Raw genomic sequence first — 18,078 nt, 5'->3', positions numbered from 1 at the left:
TTACGATTTCTCTTCAATATACATTTTACGTACTTTTTTCATCAGTTCAGAAGAGTAAACAAAATCGGTAACCACTTCATTATCTGTTTTGAAAATGGTTTTGTTTGAGCCTTCCCAAGCTTTTAAACCGTTCTTTAAAAACACAATTTTTTCACCAATTTCCATTACAGAATTCATGTCATGAGAATTGATGACTGTGATAATTTGATATTCATCTGTGATTTCCTGAATTAAATTATCAATTACAATCGCTGTTTTTGGATCTAAACCAGAATTTGGTTCATCACAAAATAAATATTTAGGATTGTTTACAATAGCTCGTGCAATAGCAACCCGTTTTTGCATACCTCCAGAAGCTTCACTAGGCATTTTGTTGTGTGCATTTTCAAGGTGTACACGATTCAAAACAAAATCTACCCGGTCTTGCATTTCGCTTTTACTCATTTTAGTAAACATCTGTAGAGGAAACATCACATTTTCAGCAATGGTCATCGAATCAAATAAAGCGCTTCCTTGAAATACCATGCCTATTTCTGCTCGAAGATTACGTTTTTCGTCTTCAGATAGATTAGAAAAAATTTTACCATCGTAAGCTATAGAGCCTTCTTCATATTCAAATAAACCAAGTAAGCACTTTAGGAAAACAGTTTTTCCAGAGCCACTTTGTCCTATAATTAAGTTTGTTTTTCCTTTTTCAAACGTCGTGCTTATACCTTTTAAAATATGGGCATCACCAAACGATTTATGTAAATCTTTAACCTCTATCATTAGCCTAACATCATATCGGTTAATAAATAATTTAATAAAATAATAACAACAGCAGTCCAAACAAAAGCAGTTGTACTTGCTTTACCAACTTCTAGTGCGCCACCTTTCATATAATATCCGTGAAAAGAAGGGATTGTAGCTAGTATAAAGGCAAAAACAAATGTTTTTATAAAAGCATATATTACATGAAAGCCATCAAAATCTGTTTGAATACCAGTAATATAATCTGCTAGTGTTGAGTATTCTCCAAAAACACAGGCAGCCATACCTCCCAGAATTCCTAAAAACATTCCTATGGCAATAGCAAAAGGGTATAGCATTAATGCTATGGTTTTTGGGAAAACTAAATAGTTAAGCGAATTTATTCCCATTACTTCTAGTGCATCAATTTGTTCTGTAACACGCATGGTTCCAATGCTAGAAGTAATAAACGAGCCTACTTTACCTGCCATAATAATAGAGGTAAAGGTTGGTGCGAATTCTAAAATAACCGATTGCCTTGTAGCAAAACCTACTAAGTATTTAGGAATTAAAGGGCTTTCTATATTTAAAGCGGTTTGTATTGTTATAACACCTCCTACAAAAAAAGAAATGAAAGCAATAATACCAAGAGAGCCTATAATTAAGTCATCAATATCTTTTAAGATTAGTTGTTTCATAACACTCCACTTGGTAGGCTTGCGAAACATTTCGGCAATCATTAAAAAATAAGCTCCTATGTTTTTTAGGTAATTCATATTCAAATTTGAAATGCTAAAGTAAAAAAAAGTTAATGTTATTTAACTTTAATTTTAAATTATGATGTTATTAAATCTGTATTTTTGATTTTCATAAGAAAAACAGTTATGTCAAAAAAAATAGGAATAATTTTATTGTTATTAGTATTCAGTATCTCTTCAAAAGCGCAAGTAGCATCAGGTAAGTTAAAATCATTAAATCAAGATAAAACAAATACCAAATTAGTAGTTGGGATTGTTGTAGATCAGATGCGTTACGACTATTTAACGCGCTTTTATACAAAGTATGGTGAAGGTGGATTTAAACGTATGATTAATGAAGGTTTTAATTGTAAAAATAATCAATTTAATTATGTGCCTACTAAAACAGGGCCTGGACATACTTCAATTTTTACAGGAACTACACCAAAATACCATGGCGTTATAGCCAACGATTGGTACGATAAGGAACAAAAAAAGATGGTTTATTGCGCGGGTGATGCTTCAGTTAAAGCTGTGGGAACAGATTCTGAATCAGAGCGTATGTCGCCTCATAGAATGAAAACAACAACATTTGCTGATGAAAACAGATTGTTTACCCAAATGCAAGGAAAAACTATTGGCATTTCAATAAAAGAAAGAGGTGCTATTTTACCTGCTGGACATACTGCAAATGCGGCATATTGGTTTAGAGGAAAAAATGAAGGACACTTTGTTTCAAGTACCTATTATTTTGAGCGTTTGCCTAAATGGGTGAAAGATTTTAATAAGTCGGATATTGCTGAGTCATATTTAAAACCTTGGAATACTTTATATGACATGTCTATTTATATAGAAAGTGGTAGCGATTTAAATAATTTTGAAGGAACATTTAAAGGTAAAGAAACTGCAACATTTCCTTATGATTTAAAAGCTCTAAAAGATCAAAATAGTGGTTTTGATATTATAAAAGCAACACCTTATGGAAATAGTATTGTTGCCGATTTTGCTATTGCAGCTTTAAGTGGCGAGCATTTAGGGCAAGATGCTATAACAGACGTGTTGACTGTAAGCTTTTCTTCTACAGATTATGTTGGACATAAATTTGGTGTAAATTCTAAAGAAATAGAAGATACTTATATTCGTTTAGATAAAGATTTAGAGCGTTTATTTAATGCTTTAGATAGTAAAGTTGGTAAAGGTGAATACACCGTATTTTTAACAGCAGATCATGCCGCTGTAAATGTGCCTGCTTATTTGCAAAGTGTAAAAATACCAGCCGGTTATATAGATACTAAGGAACAAAAAGCAAAGTTAAATGAATTTATGAGTACTAAATATAGTGCTACAGATTTAATTGAAAATGTAAGTAATAACCAAATCTTTTTGAATAGAGAAAAAATAAAAGCATTAGATCTAGATTTAGATGATGTACAAGAAGCTATTGTTAATGAAATTATTAATTATAATAACATAGATAAAGCGTATACGGCTACATCAATGAGTTCAACATCATTTAATACAGGTATTGAAGCTTTATTGCAAAACGGATTTAATCAAAAACGTTCTGGTGATGTGATTTTTGTTTATGATCCTGCCTTTATTTCTTACAGTAGAACAGGGTCAACACATGGTTCTGGTTTAAATTACGATACGCATGTACCGCTTTTATTTTTCGGAAAAGGTATTAAACATGGTGAGACTTTTAAGAAAACTAAAATCACAGATATTGCTCCAACAATTTCAGCATATTTAGGAATAAGTTTTCCTAACGGCACTACAGGCGAACCTTTAGAATTTGTTTTAGAGTAATAATTTGAATAAAAAATCTTTATACTCACTTATTGCAGTCTTAATTCTTTTAGGAGTTTATGGCTATGACTATTTTTTAAATGAAGAAGAGCAGGCTGAAATTGTTACAGAAGGAAAGCAGGTAAAAAAGAATACGAATGAATATTTTTTGCCAACAAGTACAACTGGGCAAATTGTACATCATGAAGGATATTCATTGTCTTATAGTGAACCGCATGAGCAGGCTGAATGGGTCGCTTACGAGTTAAAAAAATCACATTTATCAAAAACAAACTTTAAACGGCCTTATTTTGAAATTGATAAAGCAGTAAAAACAGGAGCCGCAGATTGGAGAAATTATAAAAAATCCGGTTATGATCGCGGACATTTATGTCCTGCAGGCGATAGGCGTTATAGTGAATTTGCGCATGATGAAACCTTTTTAACGAGTAATATTAGTCCGCAAGAGCATCAATTTAATGCTGGTATTTGGAATACTTTAGAACAAAAAACGCGATACTGGGCAAGTAAATATGATGGTGTTTTTGTAATTACTGGAGGTGTTTTAAAAGATAACTTAAAAACTATTGGAGATGAACATGTTTCAGTCCCAAATCAGTTTTATAAAGTTTTGATTGATAATAATTCTGGAAAAACTAAAATGATAGCCTTTTTAATGCCTCATAATGATTCTAAGAAGCCTTTATATGAGTTTGTTGTACCAGTAGATACTATTGAAAAACTAACAGGAATTGATTTCTTTTCTGAATTAGATGATAATATTGAGAATAAATTAGAAGCTTCTAGTAGTTATAAGGGGTGGAGTTTTTAATAGTTTTGTTAGTATTTCTGAACGTAGTCGAAGTATATTTCTGTAAAACTTTGTTGGTTATTTCAATTTATTAAGCATGCCTTTCCAGCGTAAGTTTCTAATGAATTTACCTTCCTCTTCAGAAACTAAAAAAGTTATTTTTTCTTTTTTTGCCTTAAAGTAACCAGCTATATAATCTTTAAATAAGGAAAAACTTCCTTTTTTATAAGCTAGTTTTAAAGCAGAAATTAATGTGATAAAAAAACCATATCGCATTTTGTACATGGCTTCACCCTGCAAGTGTTTAGAAGCTTTGTTATATGAAATTCCAGTAGGTTTTAAGTGTTTAACATGTAACGATTCATCAGTTAGCACGCTCCAGCCATAAAATTTAGCTAGTAGCTCATCAACCGTGTCCCAACCCATAGATGGTTTTAATTTTCCAATCTTAATAAAACATTCTTTTTTATAAGCTTTTAATGCGCCTCGAATATGATCTTTATTGGTTAAATTTTCTAAAACCCAATTATCGTTTTTTTCAATGTAACAAAACCCAGAAGCCATACCGAGCTTATCATTTTTTTTGAAATGATTAGAAAGTACTTCTAAATAATTATTAGGAAAAATTAAATCGGCATCAAACTTACAAATTACATCATAGTCGTCGTCTAAAGTTTCATAGCCTTTGTAAAACGCATTAATTATTTTTGAACCAGGTAGATGTTGGTTTGATGATTTTGAGTTAATTAAAGAAATCCAAGTATGTTTTACCGAATAAGCTTCAACTATATCTTCGGTTTTGTCAGTGGAATTGTCATTAACAATTACTAGACGTTTTGGTAAATGTGTTTGATTTGCTAATGAATTTATTGTTAAGCCTATTGAGCTTTCTTCGTTGTGAGCAGGAATAATAATGTAGAAATTCAAGATTGAAATTTTAGTTGTTAAAAGTTAAACTCTTTCGGCAAATACAATATAATATCTTGGTGTAAACCAACGTAAAATAGGTCGAATACCTATTTTTTTTGTTGGATTCGTCCATTTTTGCCTGTCAATAATTTTCCAACCAGCTTTTTCTAAAAGCCAATCAAACTGCCAGTCTTCAAATTCGTGATAATGTCTGTCGAGCATATCGGTTTTACTTCTATATGCAGAAGAAAACCATAGTTTAAGAGGAATACTTGCTACTAACTTATCAGATTTAATAGCTTTTAAAACCGTATAGGGAGACAATAAATGTTCGAAAATTTCAAAAGCAGTAACTACATCTGCTTCAGAATTTATTATAGTTGACGTGTCTTCATCTAAATCTTCACCTTTGGTGTTTTCTACATTAAATCCGTTTTCTTTCATTATTTTAGAAAAAGGATTAGTTACTCCTAGATCTAAAATAGTTTCAGAATTAGAAATGTGTTTTTGTAAAAACTGAATGGTGTGCTTGAATCGTTTATTCGGAAATGTTTTCTCGTACATATTACTGTTTGTAAACAATAGCATTTATATTCATTCCTGCTCCTACACTTGCAAAAATAACAACATCTCCTTTGTTAATTTCTTGGCTTTCTAAATCACCTTTTAATATTAAATCGTATAGAGTAGGTACCGTTGCTACGCTAGAATTCCCTAATTTACCAATACTCATTGGCATGATGTCTTTAGGCATTTCAAGATTAAATAACTCGTAGAATCGTTTTACGATTGCCTCGTCCATCTTTTCGTTGGCTTGGTGAATGAGTATTTTTTTAACGTCTTTTATATCAATACCACTTTCGTCAAGTGCAGATTTCATACCAAGAGGTACATTGGTTAAAGCAAATTCGTAAATTTTTCTACCGTACATTTTTATATATCTACGATCTTCTTTTGTTTCTTGCTTATAAGTTTCTCCAAAATATATAAAATGTGCTTCATCAAAAGAAAAAGTAGCAGTATTATGAGTTAGTATACCGCCTTCCTCATCTGTAGATTCTAATATTACGGCACCAGCACCATCACTATAAATCATAGAGTCTCTATCGTGTGGATCAATTATTCGAGATAAGGTTTCTGCTCCAATAACTAAACATTTTTTAGCAATTCCTGCTTTTATAAACGCATTTGCTTGAATAGTGGCTTCAACCCAACCAGGGCAGCCAAAAAGAATATCGTATGCTACACATTTTGGGCTTTTTATGCCTAAAAGATGTTTTACTCTAGAGGCTATACTTGGTACGGTATCACTTTGAATACTGTCGTATTTTACATCTCCATAGTTATGTGCTACAATAATATAATCTAAATCTTCACGATTGATTTTAGCATCTTCAATAGCTTTTTCGGCTGCAAAAGAAGCTAAGTCTGATGTGTTTAAATGATTTTTAGCATAACGCCTTTCTTCAATGCCTGTTATAGCTTTAAACTTTCTTACAATAGTTTCATTTGGAGCATTGATTGTAGATCCATCACTATTTAAAAATTCATTATTGAAAAACGCTTCATTCTTCTCGATATTGGCAGGGATATAGCTTCCTGTGCCAGTTATTTTGATATTCATATATAGAAAAATTGCCTTTAATTATAAAGTAACAGCAAGATACTTACTTTATAATTAAAGGCAGAATTTTTTGGCTTTATTTTACGATGTTCAACCGTGAATTTTATGCTTCAGCATACGCTTCTATAGGTACGCAAGAACATACTAAATTTCTATCTCCGTAAGCATCATTTACACGTCTTACGCTAGGCCAGAATTTATTTGTTTTTACATAGTCTAAAGGATATGCTGCAGCTTCACGAGAGTATGGTAAATCCCATTCGTTGGCAGTAACCATTTCTAAGGTATGCGGAGCGTTCTTTAAAACGTTGTTAATGTCTTCTTTTGAAACGCGATCTATTTCTTTTTTAATAGAAATCATAGCATCACAGAACCTGTCTATTTCGGCTTTACTTTCACTTTCTGTTGGCTCTATCATTAATGTTCCTGCAACAGGAAAAGAAACGGTAGGTGCATGAAAACCATAATCCATTAAACGTTTTGCTATATCTGTAACTTCGATACCATTGGCTTTAAAAGGTCGGCAATCAACAATCATTTCATGTGCAGCTCTACCACGTTCACCAGAATATAATGTATCAAAGTTTCCTTCTAAACGTTGTTTAATATAGTTGGCATTTAAAATGGCCATTTTAGTAGATTCTGTTAAACCTTCTGCACCAAGCATTTTTATATAGCCATAAGATATTAAACAAGCTAGAGCAGATCCGAAAGGCGCTGCAGAAATAGCTGTAATAGCTTTATCTCCACCAGTTTTAACAACAGGATTTCCTGGTAAAAATGGCACGAGTTGTTTTGCTACACATATTGGTCCTACTCCTGGTCCACCACCACCATGAGGAATTGCAAATGTTTTGTGTAAATTAAGATGACAAACATCGGCTCCAATATTTCCTGGATTGGTAAGTCCTACTTGTGCATTCATGTTGGCACCGTCCATATAAACTTGTCCGCCGTTATCATGAATTATTTTTGTTATTTCTTTAATAGCAGATTCGTATACACCGTGCGTAGATGGATATGTTACCATTAAACAAGATAAATTGTCTTTATGTAATTCTGCTTTTTCACGTAAATCGTCGACATCAATATTGCCTTCTTCGGTAGATTTAGTTACAATAACCTTCATACCAGCCATAACAGCACTTGCAGGGTTTGTTCCATGAGCAGAAGATGGAATTAAACATATGTTTCTATGATGATCTCCACGCGATTCATGATACGCTTTTATTACCATAAGTCCAGCAAATTCTCCTTGTGCACCGGAGTTTGGTTGTAACGATGTAGCCGCAAAACCAGTAATTTCTGTTAACTGATCTTCTAACTCTTTTAAAACAGTTAAATACCCTTTAGCTTGTTTTGCAGGAACAAACGGATGCACATTTGCCCATTTAAAAATGCTTAGTGGTAACATTTCTGATGCCGCATTTAGTTTCATGGTACAAGATCCTAAAGAAATCATGGAATGATTTAACGATAAATCTTTACGTTCTAATGATTTTATATAACGCATTAATTCAGTTTCAGAATGGTATGTTTTAAAAACATCAAGTGTTAAGAATTCTGAAGTTCTTTGTATAGATTCATCTATATTATTGAAGCTTTCAATAGTAGATATAGTTATTGTTTCTTTATTAGCAGCTTCAGCAAAAACAGAAATTAAATAATTAATATCTCTAATAGAAGTCGTTTCATTAATAGAAATGGTAACTGTTTCTTTATCTGGATAATGAAGATTTACTTTCTTTTCGGTAGCAACCTTTTTAATTTTTTTAGCTTTTGTTTTTAACTGAAGCGTATCAAAATAAGAGGTGTTTATTTGTTTGTAACCTAGTTTTTCTAATGCATTTGCTAGAGTTACTGTTTTATTATGAACCTTATTGGCAATATGTTTTAGCCCTTTTTCTCCATGATAAACGGCATACATACTAGCCATAACAGCTAGTAAAACTTGTGCGGTACATATATTTGAAGTTGCTTTGTCTCGTTTAATATGTTGTTCGCGTGTTTGTAAAGCCATACGTAAGGCTCTGTTACCATTGGCATCTTTTGTAACACCAATAATACGACCAGGTAAATCGCGTTTATAAGCTTCTTTAGTAGCAAAATATGCTGCATGAGGACCACCATATCCCATAGGGATTCCAAAACGTTGAGTCGTTCCAACTACCACATCGGCACCAAATTTACCAGGAGCTTCTAATTTTACTAAGCTTAAAATATCGGCAGCAACAGCAACTTTTATTTGCGCTTCATTAGCTTTACTAATAAATGATTTTATATCGGTTATTTGTCCATCTTTTCCAGGGTATTGTAAAATAGCTCCAAAGAATTCTGATGAGAAATCAAAATCGTCTTCATTTCCAACGATTAATTGAATCCCAATAGGGAATGCTCTTGTTTGAAGAAGCGATAAAGTTTGAGGTAAAATATTTTCTGAAACAAAAAACTTATTGATACCTGCTTTTTTCTGTGCACGATCGCGTACCGCAAATAATAAACTCATAGCTTCGGCCGCTGCAGTACTTTCATCTAGAAGTGATGCATTTGCTATTTCCATACCTGTTAAATCAATAACCATGGTTTGGAAATTTAAAAGCGCTTCCAATCTTCCTTGAGCAATTTCAGCTTGATAAGGCGTGTATGCTGTATACCAACCTGGGTTTTCAAGAATATTTCTTTGAATAACTGCAGGCAAGATGGTTGGATGATATCCTAAGCCAATATAGGTTTTATATACTTTGTTTTTTTTAGATACTTCGTGTATGTGGAGTAAATATTCATGCTCGGTCATTGGAGCATCTAAATTTAATCCGTTTTTTAAACGAATATCATCAGGAACAGTTTCATATATTAATTGGTCTAGTGTATCAACTCCTATGGTTTTTAACATAAGATTTGTTTCTTCTTCTCTAGGTCCAATATGACGCAATGCAAAAGCGTTTGTATTCATTAAGTTATGATTTGTTATATATTTCGCAAAAATAAGTAATAATTAACATGTTTTGTTGCGTAAAACGGAAAGTTTTTAACCGTTTCAAAACCTTATCAACAGTTTTTATACTTTTGTTAAATGAAGTTGTTTAGGCAAGCATTAAATTTTTATATAAATAGTAGTATTCATGTTGCATTGTCTGTGTTTTCATTAACATGGATAACACTTATTGAATTTGATGTTTCTTATGATGAGAATGTGCTGTATTTTGTGTTTTATGCCTCTATAACAGGGTATAACTTTGTTAAATATTTTGGTATTGCAAAATTTCATCATAGAAGCTTAACAAATTGGTTGAAAAGCATTCAGGTATTTTCTTTTTTGTGCTTTATATTAATGTGCTATTATGGACTTCAATTGGCTGAAACTACTATGTTTTATATAGCGGGTTTAGGCCTTGTTACTTTTTTATATGCCATTCCTTTTTTGCCAAAACGGATGTTTTTAGATAGTCAGCATAATTTAAGAAGTATTGGCGGACTTAAAATATATTTAATAGGATTGGTTTGGAGTGGTGTTACTGTTTTTCTTCCGTTATTTAATAACGATTATCCAATAGATACAGATGTTATAATAACAGGTTTACAGCGTTATGTTTTTGTAATTGCTTTAATGTTTCCTTTTGAAATTAGAGATTTACGATATGATAGTTTGAAACTATCTACAGTGCCACAGAAAATAGGCGTGAAGCAAACCAAAATAATTGGAGCTGTGCTATTAGTTATATTTTTCTTTTTAGAATTTTTAAAAGATGAAATATCGCTTAGTAAATATTTAGCTTTATTAGTAATAACAATTTTAACACTTTTACTTGTCTTATTTTCTAAAGTTGAGCAGGGGAAATATTATAGTGCGTTTTGGGTAGAAGGCTTGCCAGTTCTATGGCTTATTTTATTACTTTTATTTAATTAGTTGTTTCCTTTATTGCTTTATCAAGATTTTTTTTCATTTTCTCTTTACAATCTTTATCTAAACATTCTACTTTCGATTCTGCAATTGATTTAGTGAGTAGTGTGTTGTTCTTAGTGTATTTTCTACAAGCTCTACAATAAATTAAATGTATGTTTAGTTTTATCATGTCCCATAATGAAGCTTCTTTGTATTGCGTTTTATCACAAACGTGATTTGCTTCATCGCAAGGCATTCCTATTTTAATTTTACTCATAATTAAAACCAATTTTCTTTTAAGCAATCAGCCATGGCCGTTCTAGCTCTATGAATGATAACCCAAAGGTTAGACGCTGTAATATTTAATTCATTACAAATTACTTCGGTTTCAAAACCTTCAATGGTTTTCATTTTAAAAACATCTGCTTGTTTTTGAGGTAATTTACTTAAGCAGTTATGTATGGCATCACCAAGTTCTTCATTCTGCATACTGTCTTCAGCTGTTTTATCAAAAGGATCTGCAACACGTTCTTCAAGCCAATCGCCTTCACTTTCGCTATCGTCATTGTAACTAATCCTAACTTCAGCTTTTCCTTTGTTAGAATTTATTTTACGATAGTGATCAATAATTTTTCGTTTTAAAATTGAAATTAGCCAAGTACGTTCACTAGCTTCTCCTTTAAAATTTTTCATTGATTTTAGCCCAGCAAAAAAGGTGTCTTGAACCAAATCTTGCGCAATCTCTCTATCGCTAACACGAGAAATCGTGTAGTTGTAGAGATAATCGGAATATAAATCGATCCACTTATTGGGATTAATTTCATGTTTGGGCATTGTTGCGAAATTTTTTGAATACCAAAAATAAGGTAAAAAAATGAATATTTTGGTTGCTTTTATTTAAGCCTATAACTATTTGAATTATTTAGTACAGCTTATTATATAATAACCAAAACTTTTCATGTGTAACCCAGATAATAATGCGTAAAATGATCCTTTGAGATTATGTAAGCTTTCACGTTTTAATGTTTTAGAATTAAAAAGCTGTTTTATTACAAAACCAATAATAGTAAATGGTACATGTAATACAGATAGCGCTACTCTAAAGGATGCGTTTTCAATTTCAATTTTTGTAAACCCCTGTTCTTTTAATTTTTTTACCATGCTATCTATGGTTTCTAGTTTATCTAAACTCCAATGACTGCATAGCTTTTTATAAGCGTAATTACTGCCTAAGCATAAATTAGTTTCACTTTTTTTAAGGAATGCATCAGCAATAACTAATTTTCCGTTTGGTTTTAAAATTCGAAAAGCTTCTTCTATTGATTTTTTACTATGTCCTGAATGACAAAAACTTTCTATAGCAAGTGCTGCATCAAATGTGTTCGATTTGAAAGACGTGTTATTGTAGTTTTCTTTTAATATAGTTCCATTGTAATTCTTTAATAACTCATTACCTTTCTTTACTTGAAATTCGGAGAGTGTTACTCCAAAAGCAGAAAGCTTTTTATTCTTTTTTAGGGCATATCTCATTGTTCCTCCCATTCCGCAACCTAAATCGGCTAATGTTTTTCTTTCTTGGTTAATATTTAAGTGATTAATTACTTGATTGTTCATCTCATTAAGCATGGTATCTCTTTTAAAAGGATTTGTTTTAAAAGGAATATAGTAACCAAAGTGCATGTTGAAATCTTTACTCCAGAATTCATAATCTTCTGTAGCTTCATTATAGAAATCAATCATTTCAATTTTATTTGTTTCTCTATTTTTTGATAATGTGATTGTATTAGTTTCCATATTTTGTTTTTAAAGATTAAAATGAAGTATTAGGTTGTATATAAATAACCATGAGTATACAAAAGCAAAGAGTGTGAAGAGCGTATTCATGAAATAACTGCCTATTTTAAAAATCAATTTTTTTGGAATTTCATACATTGGATAATATGCTATTTGTGTTATCACTTTGCCTACCCAATAAGCTGCAATGAGCCCTGTTATTGCAATAGCTAAATTTGTGTGATTTTTTAAATCATTAGGAATTAAAATGGCAATTATTCCAAAAGAAAAGTTTAAACCTTGAATGTACCTGCCATAGGTTTTAGCTATCTCTTGGTTTAATGACTTTAGTTGTTTTACATCATTGTACCAATCAAAAACTTTATGACGAATGAATGGATAGATTAGTGCAGTGAATATTTGACCACATCCTCCAAGAATGATTAACCAGTTAGGGATTTGTGTATTCATAGTTTTATTGTTTTTTAAAATTTCAATAATTACTGAAACTATGTTTTAAATTTTTTTACTTAATAAGTTTGAGTAAAGACTTTGTGATCCAGTTTTGTTCTTGGTTTACTATTTTATTCATTAATGAGTCGGCAGTTTCAGCTAAATCGTGTAATGCTTTTGTTTGTTTAATAAGCTCTTTAGTTTTTTCTGTGCCATCATCTTTAATAGAACTCACATCTTTTAATATTTTAATAACGGGTTTAATTTCTCTTCTGCTACGTTCTTTTGCAATATGTCTAGCTAGTTCTTGTACATCTTTTTCAGTAGTGAAAAATTCTTTGCGTTCTCCCGGAACAAGCTCTTTAGTTACGATGCCCCAATCCATTAATTGGCGAAGGTTCATACTCGTATTACCACGAGAAATTTTAAGTTCATCCATAATCTCTTCCATAGATAATGGTTTTGTTGAAATAAAAAGAAGCGATTGTATTTGTGCCATGGCTTTATTAATACCCCAAAGCGTGCCTAAGCTTCCCCAGGTGTTTATAAATTTTTCTTTTGCCTCTTGATATTCCATGACTCAAAGATATAAATAATTTCTAAGCTTTCAATAATTATTGAAAGTTTATTTTGTTTCTAAATGAATATGATCATCATGACGAACTGCTTGACATCCATGAAAGCGGATTTTAGTTTCATTACTTAAACCTAAAGATTGTTTTAGATGAGGTTCAATAAATATTTTTTTAGTATTGGAATTTGAAAGTAACTGTTTGATTAATTTTTTCGTCTTAAATTCATCAATAGTTAAATTATTAATTTTCCCGAAAGAAAAATATTTTGAAAAATCATATTGCCAATAGCCTTTTCTTTTACAATTATTGGAAGTAAAATTCTTTTCAGAATTTGTGTATATACCATAACCTGAAATTGAAGGTTTTTTATCTGTCGATTTTTTGTTTTCATTTAAATACATAAAACAGATATCTATTTTTTTACCATCATTATGACTTAAATGAGGTAGTAAAGGGAATTTATCTAAAAAAGGAAAATTGGCATCTAGATAAGTAATTGATATATCTGATTTAAATAATACATTCGCAGAATTTTCAAGTTCAATTTTTAAAGACGACTTTACGTAATGTCTAAATAGTAAAGGATATACTAAATTTCTAGGTTTCAGTTTTTTATTAAAAACTGGTAGAGGTTCTCTGCCAAAAACCTTCGCTAATGGTGGAACTATAAAAAGATTACATGCTAAATAAATAATTGGAAAAATTATTCGTTTCTTCTTTTTAAATTTTGATGAAAGAAATAACGCTATCACCCAAATGATTCCTCCAATTTGGGTGATAGCAGTTAAGAATATAATAATTATTAGATGTCCAAAAAAATTAATAAACTTCATAAACATCTAAACGCATAAACTCTTTGGTTTATTTCAACAACCCAGCACGTCTCAACAATGCCTCAGGTTTTGGTTCTTGTCCTCTAAAACGTTTGTAAAGTGTCATTGGGTTTTCTGTACCGCCTTGAGAAAGTACGTTGTCTTTAAATTTAGTAGCGACCTCTTTATTAAAAATACCAGCTTCTTTAAAATATTCAAATGCATCGGCATCTAAAACTTCGGCCCATTTGTAGCTGTAATATCCAGATGAATACCCACCTTGAAAAATATGAGAAAAGGCAGTACTCATACAGGTCTCTTTAGTTTCAGGATATAATGATGTGTTTTTAAAAGCTTCAGATTCAAAAGCTTTTACATTTGTTATTTTAGAAGGATCTTCACTATGCCAACTCATATCTAAAAGCCCGAAACTTAACTGACGTAAGGTTTGCATACCTTCATGAAATGTTGATGATTCTTTTATTTTTTCAACCAATTCCATTGGAATAATTTCTCCAGTTTCGTAATGTTTAGCAAACAACTCTAAAGCTTCTTTTTCAAAACACCAGTTTTCCATTACCTGACTAGGTAATTCTACAAAATCCCAAAACACGCTAGTTCCAGATAGACTAGGGTAAGTGGTGTTGGCTAGCATACCGTGCAGTGCATGACCGAATTCATGAAACAAGGTGGTAACTTCATTAAAGGTTAAAAGCGACGGTTTGCTTTTTGTTGGTTTTGTAAAGTTGCAAACTATAGAAGCATGAGGTCTGCTATTCTCACCATTAGTTATGTATTGTGGTTTGTAAGATGTCATCCACGCACCGTTTCGTTTTCCTGCTCTTGGGAAAAAATCGGCATAAAAAATAGATACTAAATCACCATTATTATTGGTTACTTTATAAGTAAGGACATCTTCATGATATTTATCAATATCATTAATTTCTTCAAAGTTTAAATCGAATAATTTATTGGCAACTGTAAAAGCACCATCAATAACATTCTCTAATTTGAAATAAGGTTTTAGCAATTCGTCATCTAAACTAAATAATTTTTGTTTTAGCTTTTCAGAATAATAAGATCCATCCCATTTTTCTAATCTATCAATATTATCTAATGCTTTAGCGAACTTCTCTAAATTTTTAAATTCAGCTTCCGCAGCTGGTTTTGCTTTTTCTAATAATTCGTTAGAAAAATTAAGAACGGTTTCTGGCGTTTCTGCCATACGTTCTTCTAAAACAAAATGGGCATGTGTTTTATAACCTAATAAATTGGCGCGCTCATGACGAAGCTTTACTATTTGTAAAACGTTTTCTTGATTATCTAAAGCATCTCCATTAAAAGCTTTACTTCCTGCTGCAAGTGTTATTTTTTTACGAAGTTCTCTGTTTTCTGCATATGTAACAAACGGAATATAGCTTGGGTAATCTAAAGTAAATAGCCAACCTGTTTTGTCTTTGCTTTCAGCTAATTGTTTTGCAGCTTCTTTGGTGCCTTCTGGTAAGCCCGATAAATCAGATTCATTAGTTATTAGCATTTCAAACTTATTAGTTTCTGCTAATACGTTTTCTCCAAATTTTAATTTTAACTGACTTAATTTTTTGTCAACTTCACGAAGTTTTTCTTTTTTATCTTCTGGCAAATTAGCACCGTTTCGTGAAAAACCTTTATATTTTTTATCTAGTAATGTTTGTTGTTCGGTAGTTAAATCTAATTCATCTGTAGAATCATAAACCGCTTTTACGCGTTTAAATAAATCGGCATTTAAAGTAATGTCGTTACTAAAATCTGATAATAATGGTGAAACTTCTTGCGCTATTTTTTGAATAGTTTCATTGGTTTCAGCTGAATTCAAATTAAAGAAAATACTAGAAATTCTATCTAATTGTTCTCCCGAAAAATCTAAAGCTTCAATGGTGTTTTTAAAAGAAGGTTCTTCTATATTATCAACAATAGCATCAATTTCTGATTTAGCTTGTTTTATAGCTTCTTTAAAAGTGGGAAGATAATCTTCGTTTTCAATTTTAGAGAAAGGAGCTGTATTGTACTTTGTTTTAAACGGTGTAACTAATGAATGTTTTATCATTTTATATGTAAATATGTTTAAAAATAAATATTACTATGCATACATAGTAATATTTTTATATATTTGTTTTTTCAAAAAAAAATATAAAGAGTGACTAACTCAATAAATTTTTGTTAATAGCTAAAAAGCCTCAAATTTAATTTGAGGCTTTTTTATTATAAATCTTTGGCCGATTCGTTTACTTTTATTTTTAAGCCTTCTTTGTAAGCTATAATTTTATCTAGCACACATTTATCTGAAGATCCAATAATTTGTGCTGCTAAAATTCCAGCATTTTTTGCGCCATTTAAAGCTACTGTTGCAACAGGTACACCACCAGGCATTTGAAGAATAGATAGTACAGAATCCCATCCGTCAATAGAGTTACTGCTTTTTACAGGTACACCAATTACAGGTAAAGGCGACAATGAAGCAATCATACCAGGTAAATGAGCAGCGCCACCAGCACCAGCAATAACTACAGAGAAACCTCTAGTGTGTGCGTGTTTACCATAATCAAATAATTTTTCGGGAGTTCTGTGAGCTGAAACAATATCTACTTCAACTTCTATATCAAAACCTTTTAAAATATCTATTGCATCTTGCATAACGGGTAGGTCGCTTTTGCTCCCCATAATAACTCCAACTTTACTCATAATTATTTACTTATTACTTTTATCGTTTTCTTTACAGCTTCGGCTATTTTTCTAGCTTCGGCTAAATCTTCATTTACTATCGTTACATGTCCCATTTTTCTAAACGGACGTGTTTGTTTTTTACCATAAATATGTGGTGTTACACCATCCATATTCATAATAGTTTCAATGTTTTCATAAACAACATCTCCTGTAAATCCTTCAGCTCCCACTAAATTTACCATAACACCACCAACTTTACTATCGGTTCTTCCTAATGGTAAATCTAAAATAGCACGAATGTGTTGTTCAAATTGTGAGGTGTAACTAGCTTCAATGGTTTGGTGTCCCGAATTATGAGGTCTTGGAGCTACTTCGTTTATTAAAATTTCATCCTCCTGTGTTTGAAACATTTCAACAGCTAAAAGCCCTACGTGATTGTATGCTTCAGACGCTTTTAAAGCAACTTCTTCTGCTTTTTTTGCAACTGTTTCAGAAATTCTAGCAGGACAAATAACATACTCTACTTGGTTGGCTTCTGGGTGAAATTCCATTTCTACAACAGGGTAGGTTTTAACATCACCTGAAGCATTTCTTGCAACAATAACAGCCAGTTCGTTTTTAAACGGCACTAGGTTTTCTGCAATACATTCCACGTTAGGTAAACCTTCTAAATCTTCAATTGTTTTTACAATTTTAACGCCCGTACCATCATATCCAAACTGAGCACATTTCCAAACAAAAGGCATGGTTAAACCACCGTGGTTTATAGCGTCTTTTATTTCAGAAGTATAAGCAAATCTAGAAAATGGTGCTGTTGGTAAATTATTGTCAACATAAAATAACTTTTGGGTCGCTTTATTCTGAATTGTTCTCAACGTTTTAGAAGCAGGATATACTTTTATTCCTTCTTTTTCAAGAGCTTCTAAAGCATCTATATTAACATTTTCAATTTCAATAGTTAAAACATCAACTTGTTTTCCAAAATTATAAACCGCATCATAATCCATTAAATTGCCTAAGTGAAATTCATCACAAGCAATTTTACAAGGCGCTTCATTACTAGCTTCTAAAATACTTGTATAAATGTCAAATTTTCTAGTATTATAAAGTAGCATTTTACCTAATTGACCGCCACCTAGAATGCCAAGTTTAAAATTTGAAGAGAAATAATTCATTGTTTATAATTACGAGATATTGTTAATTGATATGCAAAAATACACTTAAATCTTAAATTACTTCTTAATTCGTAAATCAAAAAAGCGTAATTCCTTAATCTATTGA

General features: G+C 31.5%; 18 protein-coding genes. 3 read left to right on the top strand and 15 right to left on the bottom strand.

Annotation, left to right across the window (positions count from 1 at the left end):
* Together ACH5TX_RS08855 and ACH5TX_RS08850 are read right to left on the bottom strand one after the other, a co-directional pair.
* Positions 1–768 (bottom strand): ABC transporter ATP-binding protein, encoded by a 768-nt coding sequence (locus tag ACH5TX_RS08855; RefSeq protein WP_439339142.1) that lies wholly within the window; start codon positions 766–768, stop codon positions 1–3.
* On the bottom strand, positions 768–1,505 hold the full coding sequence (locus tag ACH5TX_RS08850) for an MlaE family ABC transporter permease (protein WP_439339141.1): 738 nt from the start codon (positions 1,503–1,505) through the stop codon (positions 768–770). Before ACH5TX_RS08850 ends, ACH5TX_RS08855 begins: the two co-directional genes overlap by 1 nt.
* 108 nt (positions 1,506–1,613) lie before the next feature.
* On the opposite strand from ACH5TX_RS08850, the gene pafA reads away from it, so the two are divergent.
* Positions 1,614–3,275 carry an alkaline phosphatase PafA gene (gene pafA, locus ACH5TX_RS08845; protein ID WP_439339140.1) on the top strand — a complete coding sequence of 554 codons (1,662 nt, stop codon included), beginning with the start codon at positions 1,614–1,616 and terminating at the stop codon, positions 3,273–3,275.
* A gap of 4 nt (positions 3,276–3,279) precedes the next feature.
* Complete coding sequence (locus ACH5TX_RS08840) at positions 3,280–4,086, top strand: DNA/RNA non-specific endonuclease (RefSeq protein WP_439339139.1); 807 nt, start codon at positions 3,280–3,282, stop codon at positions 4,084–4,086.
* 57 nt (positions 4,087–4,143) lie between these two features.
* Here the strand turns inward: ACH5TX_RS08840 and ACH5TX_RS08835 are convergent, their stop codons facing one another.
* From ACH5TX_RS08835 to gcvP, 4 genes are all read right to left on the bottom strand, one after another.
* The gene (locus ACH5TX_RS08835) at positions 4,144–4,992 is read right to left on the bottom strand and encodes a glycosyltransferase family 2 protein (RefSeq protein WP_439339138.1); all 849 of its coding nucleotides are present in this window, start codon (positions 4,990–4,992) and stop codon (positions 4,144–4,146) included.
* 24 nt (positions 4,993–5,016) lie between these two features.
* Positions 5,017–5,538, bottom strand: a complete 522-nt coding sequence (locus tag ACH5TX_RS08830; protein WP_439339137.1) for a class I SAM-dependent methyltransferase — start codon at positions 5,536–5,538, stop codon at positions 5,017–5,019.
* Between the two features lies 1 nt (position 5,539).
* The gene (locus ACH5TX_RS08825) at positions 5,540–6,598 is read right to left on the bottom strand and encodes a 3-oxoacyl-ACP synthase III family protein (RefSeq protein WP_439339136.1); all 1,059 of its coding nucleotides are present in this window, start codon (positions 6,596–6,598) and stop codon (positions 5,540–5,542) included.
* 103 nt (positions 6,599–6,701) lie between these two features.
* A complete protein-coding gene (gene gcvP / locus ACH5TX_RS08820) occupies positions 6,702–9,551 on the bottom strand; it encodes an aminomethyl-transferring glycine dehydrogenase (RefSeq protein ID WP_439339135.1) in 2,850 nt (949 codons plus the stop codon).
* 120 nt (positions 9,552–9,671) lie between these two features.
* On the opposite strand from gcvP, the gene ACH5TX_RS08815 reads away from it, so the two are divergent.
* The gene (locus ACH5TX_RS08815) at positions 9,672–10,505 is read left to right on the top strand and encodes a UbiA prenyltransferase family protein (RefSeq protein ID WP_439339134.1); all 834 of its coding nucleotides are present in this window, start codon (positions 9,672–9,674) and stop codon (positions 10,503–10,505) included.
* On the opposite strand, the gene ACH5TX_RS08810 is transcribed toward ACH5TX_RS08815, so the two are convergent.
* From ACH5TX_RS08810 to ACH5TX_RS08770, 9 genes are all read right to left on the bottom strand, one after another.
* Positions 10,498–10,758 (bottom strand): hypothetical protein, encoded by a 261-nt coding sequence (locus ACH5TX_RS08810; RefSeq protein ID WP_439339133.1) that lies wholly within the window; start codon positions 10,756–10,758, stop codon positions 10,498–10,500. The genes ACH5TX_RS08815 and ACH5TX_RS08810 overlap by 8 nt on opposite strands.
* Positions 10,759–10,760: 2 nt before the next feature.
* Positions 10,761–11,315 (bottom strand): sigma-70 family RNA polymerase sigma factor, encoded by a 555-nt coding sequence (locus ACH5TX_RS08805; RefSeq protein ID WP_439339132.1) that lies wholly within the window; start codon positions 11,313–11,315, stop codon positions 10,761–10,763.
* Between the two features lie 84 nt (positions 11,316–11,399).
* The gene (locus tag ACH5TX_RS08800) at positions 11,400–12,275 is read right to left on the bottom strand and encodes a methyltransferase domain-containing protein (protein ID WP_439339131.1); all 876 of its coding nucleotides are present in this window, start codon (positions 12,273–12,275) and stop codon (positions 11,400–11,402) included.
* Between the two features lie 9 nt (positions 12,276–12,284).
* Complete coding sequence (locus tag ACH5TX_RS08795) at positions 12,285–12,725, bottom strand: hypothetical protein (protein ID WP_439339130.1); 441 nt, start codon at positions 12,723–12,725, stop codon at positions 12,285–12,287.
* A gap of 55 nt (positions 12,726–12,780) precedes the next feature.
* On the bottom strand, positions 12,781–13,284 hold the full coding sequence (locus ACH5TX_RS08790; RefSeq protein ID WP_439336890.1) for a GbsR/MarR family transcriptional regulator: 504 nt from the start codon (positions 13,282–13,284) through the stop codon (positions 12,781–12,783).
* A 48-nt stretch (positions 13,285–13,332) separates the two neighbouring features.
* On the bottom strand, positions 13,333–14,115 hold the full coding sequence (locus ACH5TX_RS08785; RefSeq protein WP_439339129.1) for a hypothetical protein: 783 nt from the start codon (positions 14,113–14,115) through the stop codon (positions 13,333–13,335).
* A gap of 28 nt (positions 14,116–14,143) precedes the next feature.
* Positions 14,144–16,180: a M3 family metallopeptidase gene (locus ACH5TX_RS08780; protein ID WP_439339128.1), complete on the bottom strand. Its 2,037-nt coding sequence runs from the start codon at positions 16,178–16,180 to the stop codon at positions 14,144–14,146.
* A gap of 155 nt (positions 16,181–16,335) precedes the next feature.
* Positions 16,336–16,815, bottom strand: coding sequence for a 5-(carboxyamino)imidazole ribonucleotide mutase (gene purE, locus ACH5TX_RS08775; RefSeq protein WP_439339127.1), 480 nt, complete (start codon positions 16,813–16,815; stop codon positions 16,336–16,338).
* A gap of 2 nt (positions 16,816–16,817) precedes the next feature.
* On the bottom strand, positions 16,818–17,972 hold the full coding sequence (locus ACH5TX_RS08770; RefSeq protein ID WP_439339126.1) for a 5-(carboxyamino)imidazole ribonucleotide synthase: 1,155 nt from the start codon (positions 17,970–17,972) through the stop codon (positions 16,818–16,820).
* Between the last annotated feature and the right edge of the window lie 106 nt (positions 17,973–18,078).

Source organism: Thalassobellus citreus, from assembly GCF_044385915.1.
GTDB lineage: Bacteria > Bacteroidota > Bacteroidia > Flavobacteriales > Flavobacteriaceae > Thalassobellus > Thalassobellus citreus.
The sequence above is the reverse complement of the archived record's forward strand: the minus strand, read 5'-3'. Positions and strand labels throughout refer to the sequence as shown.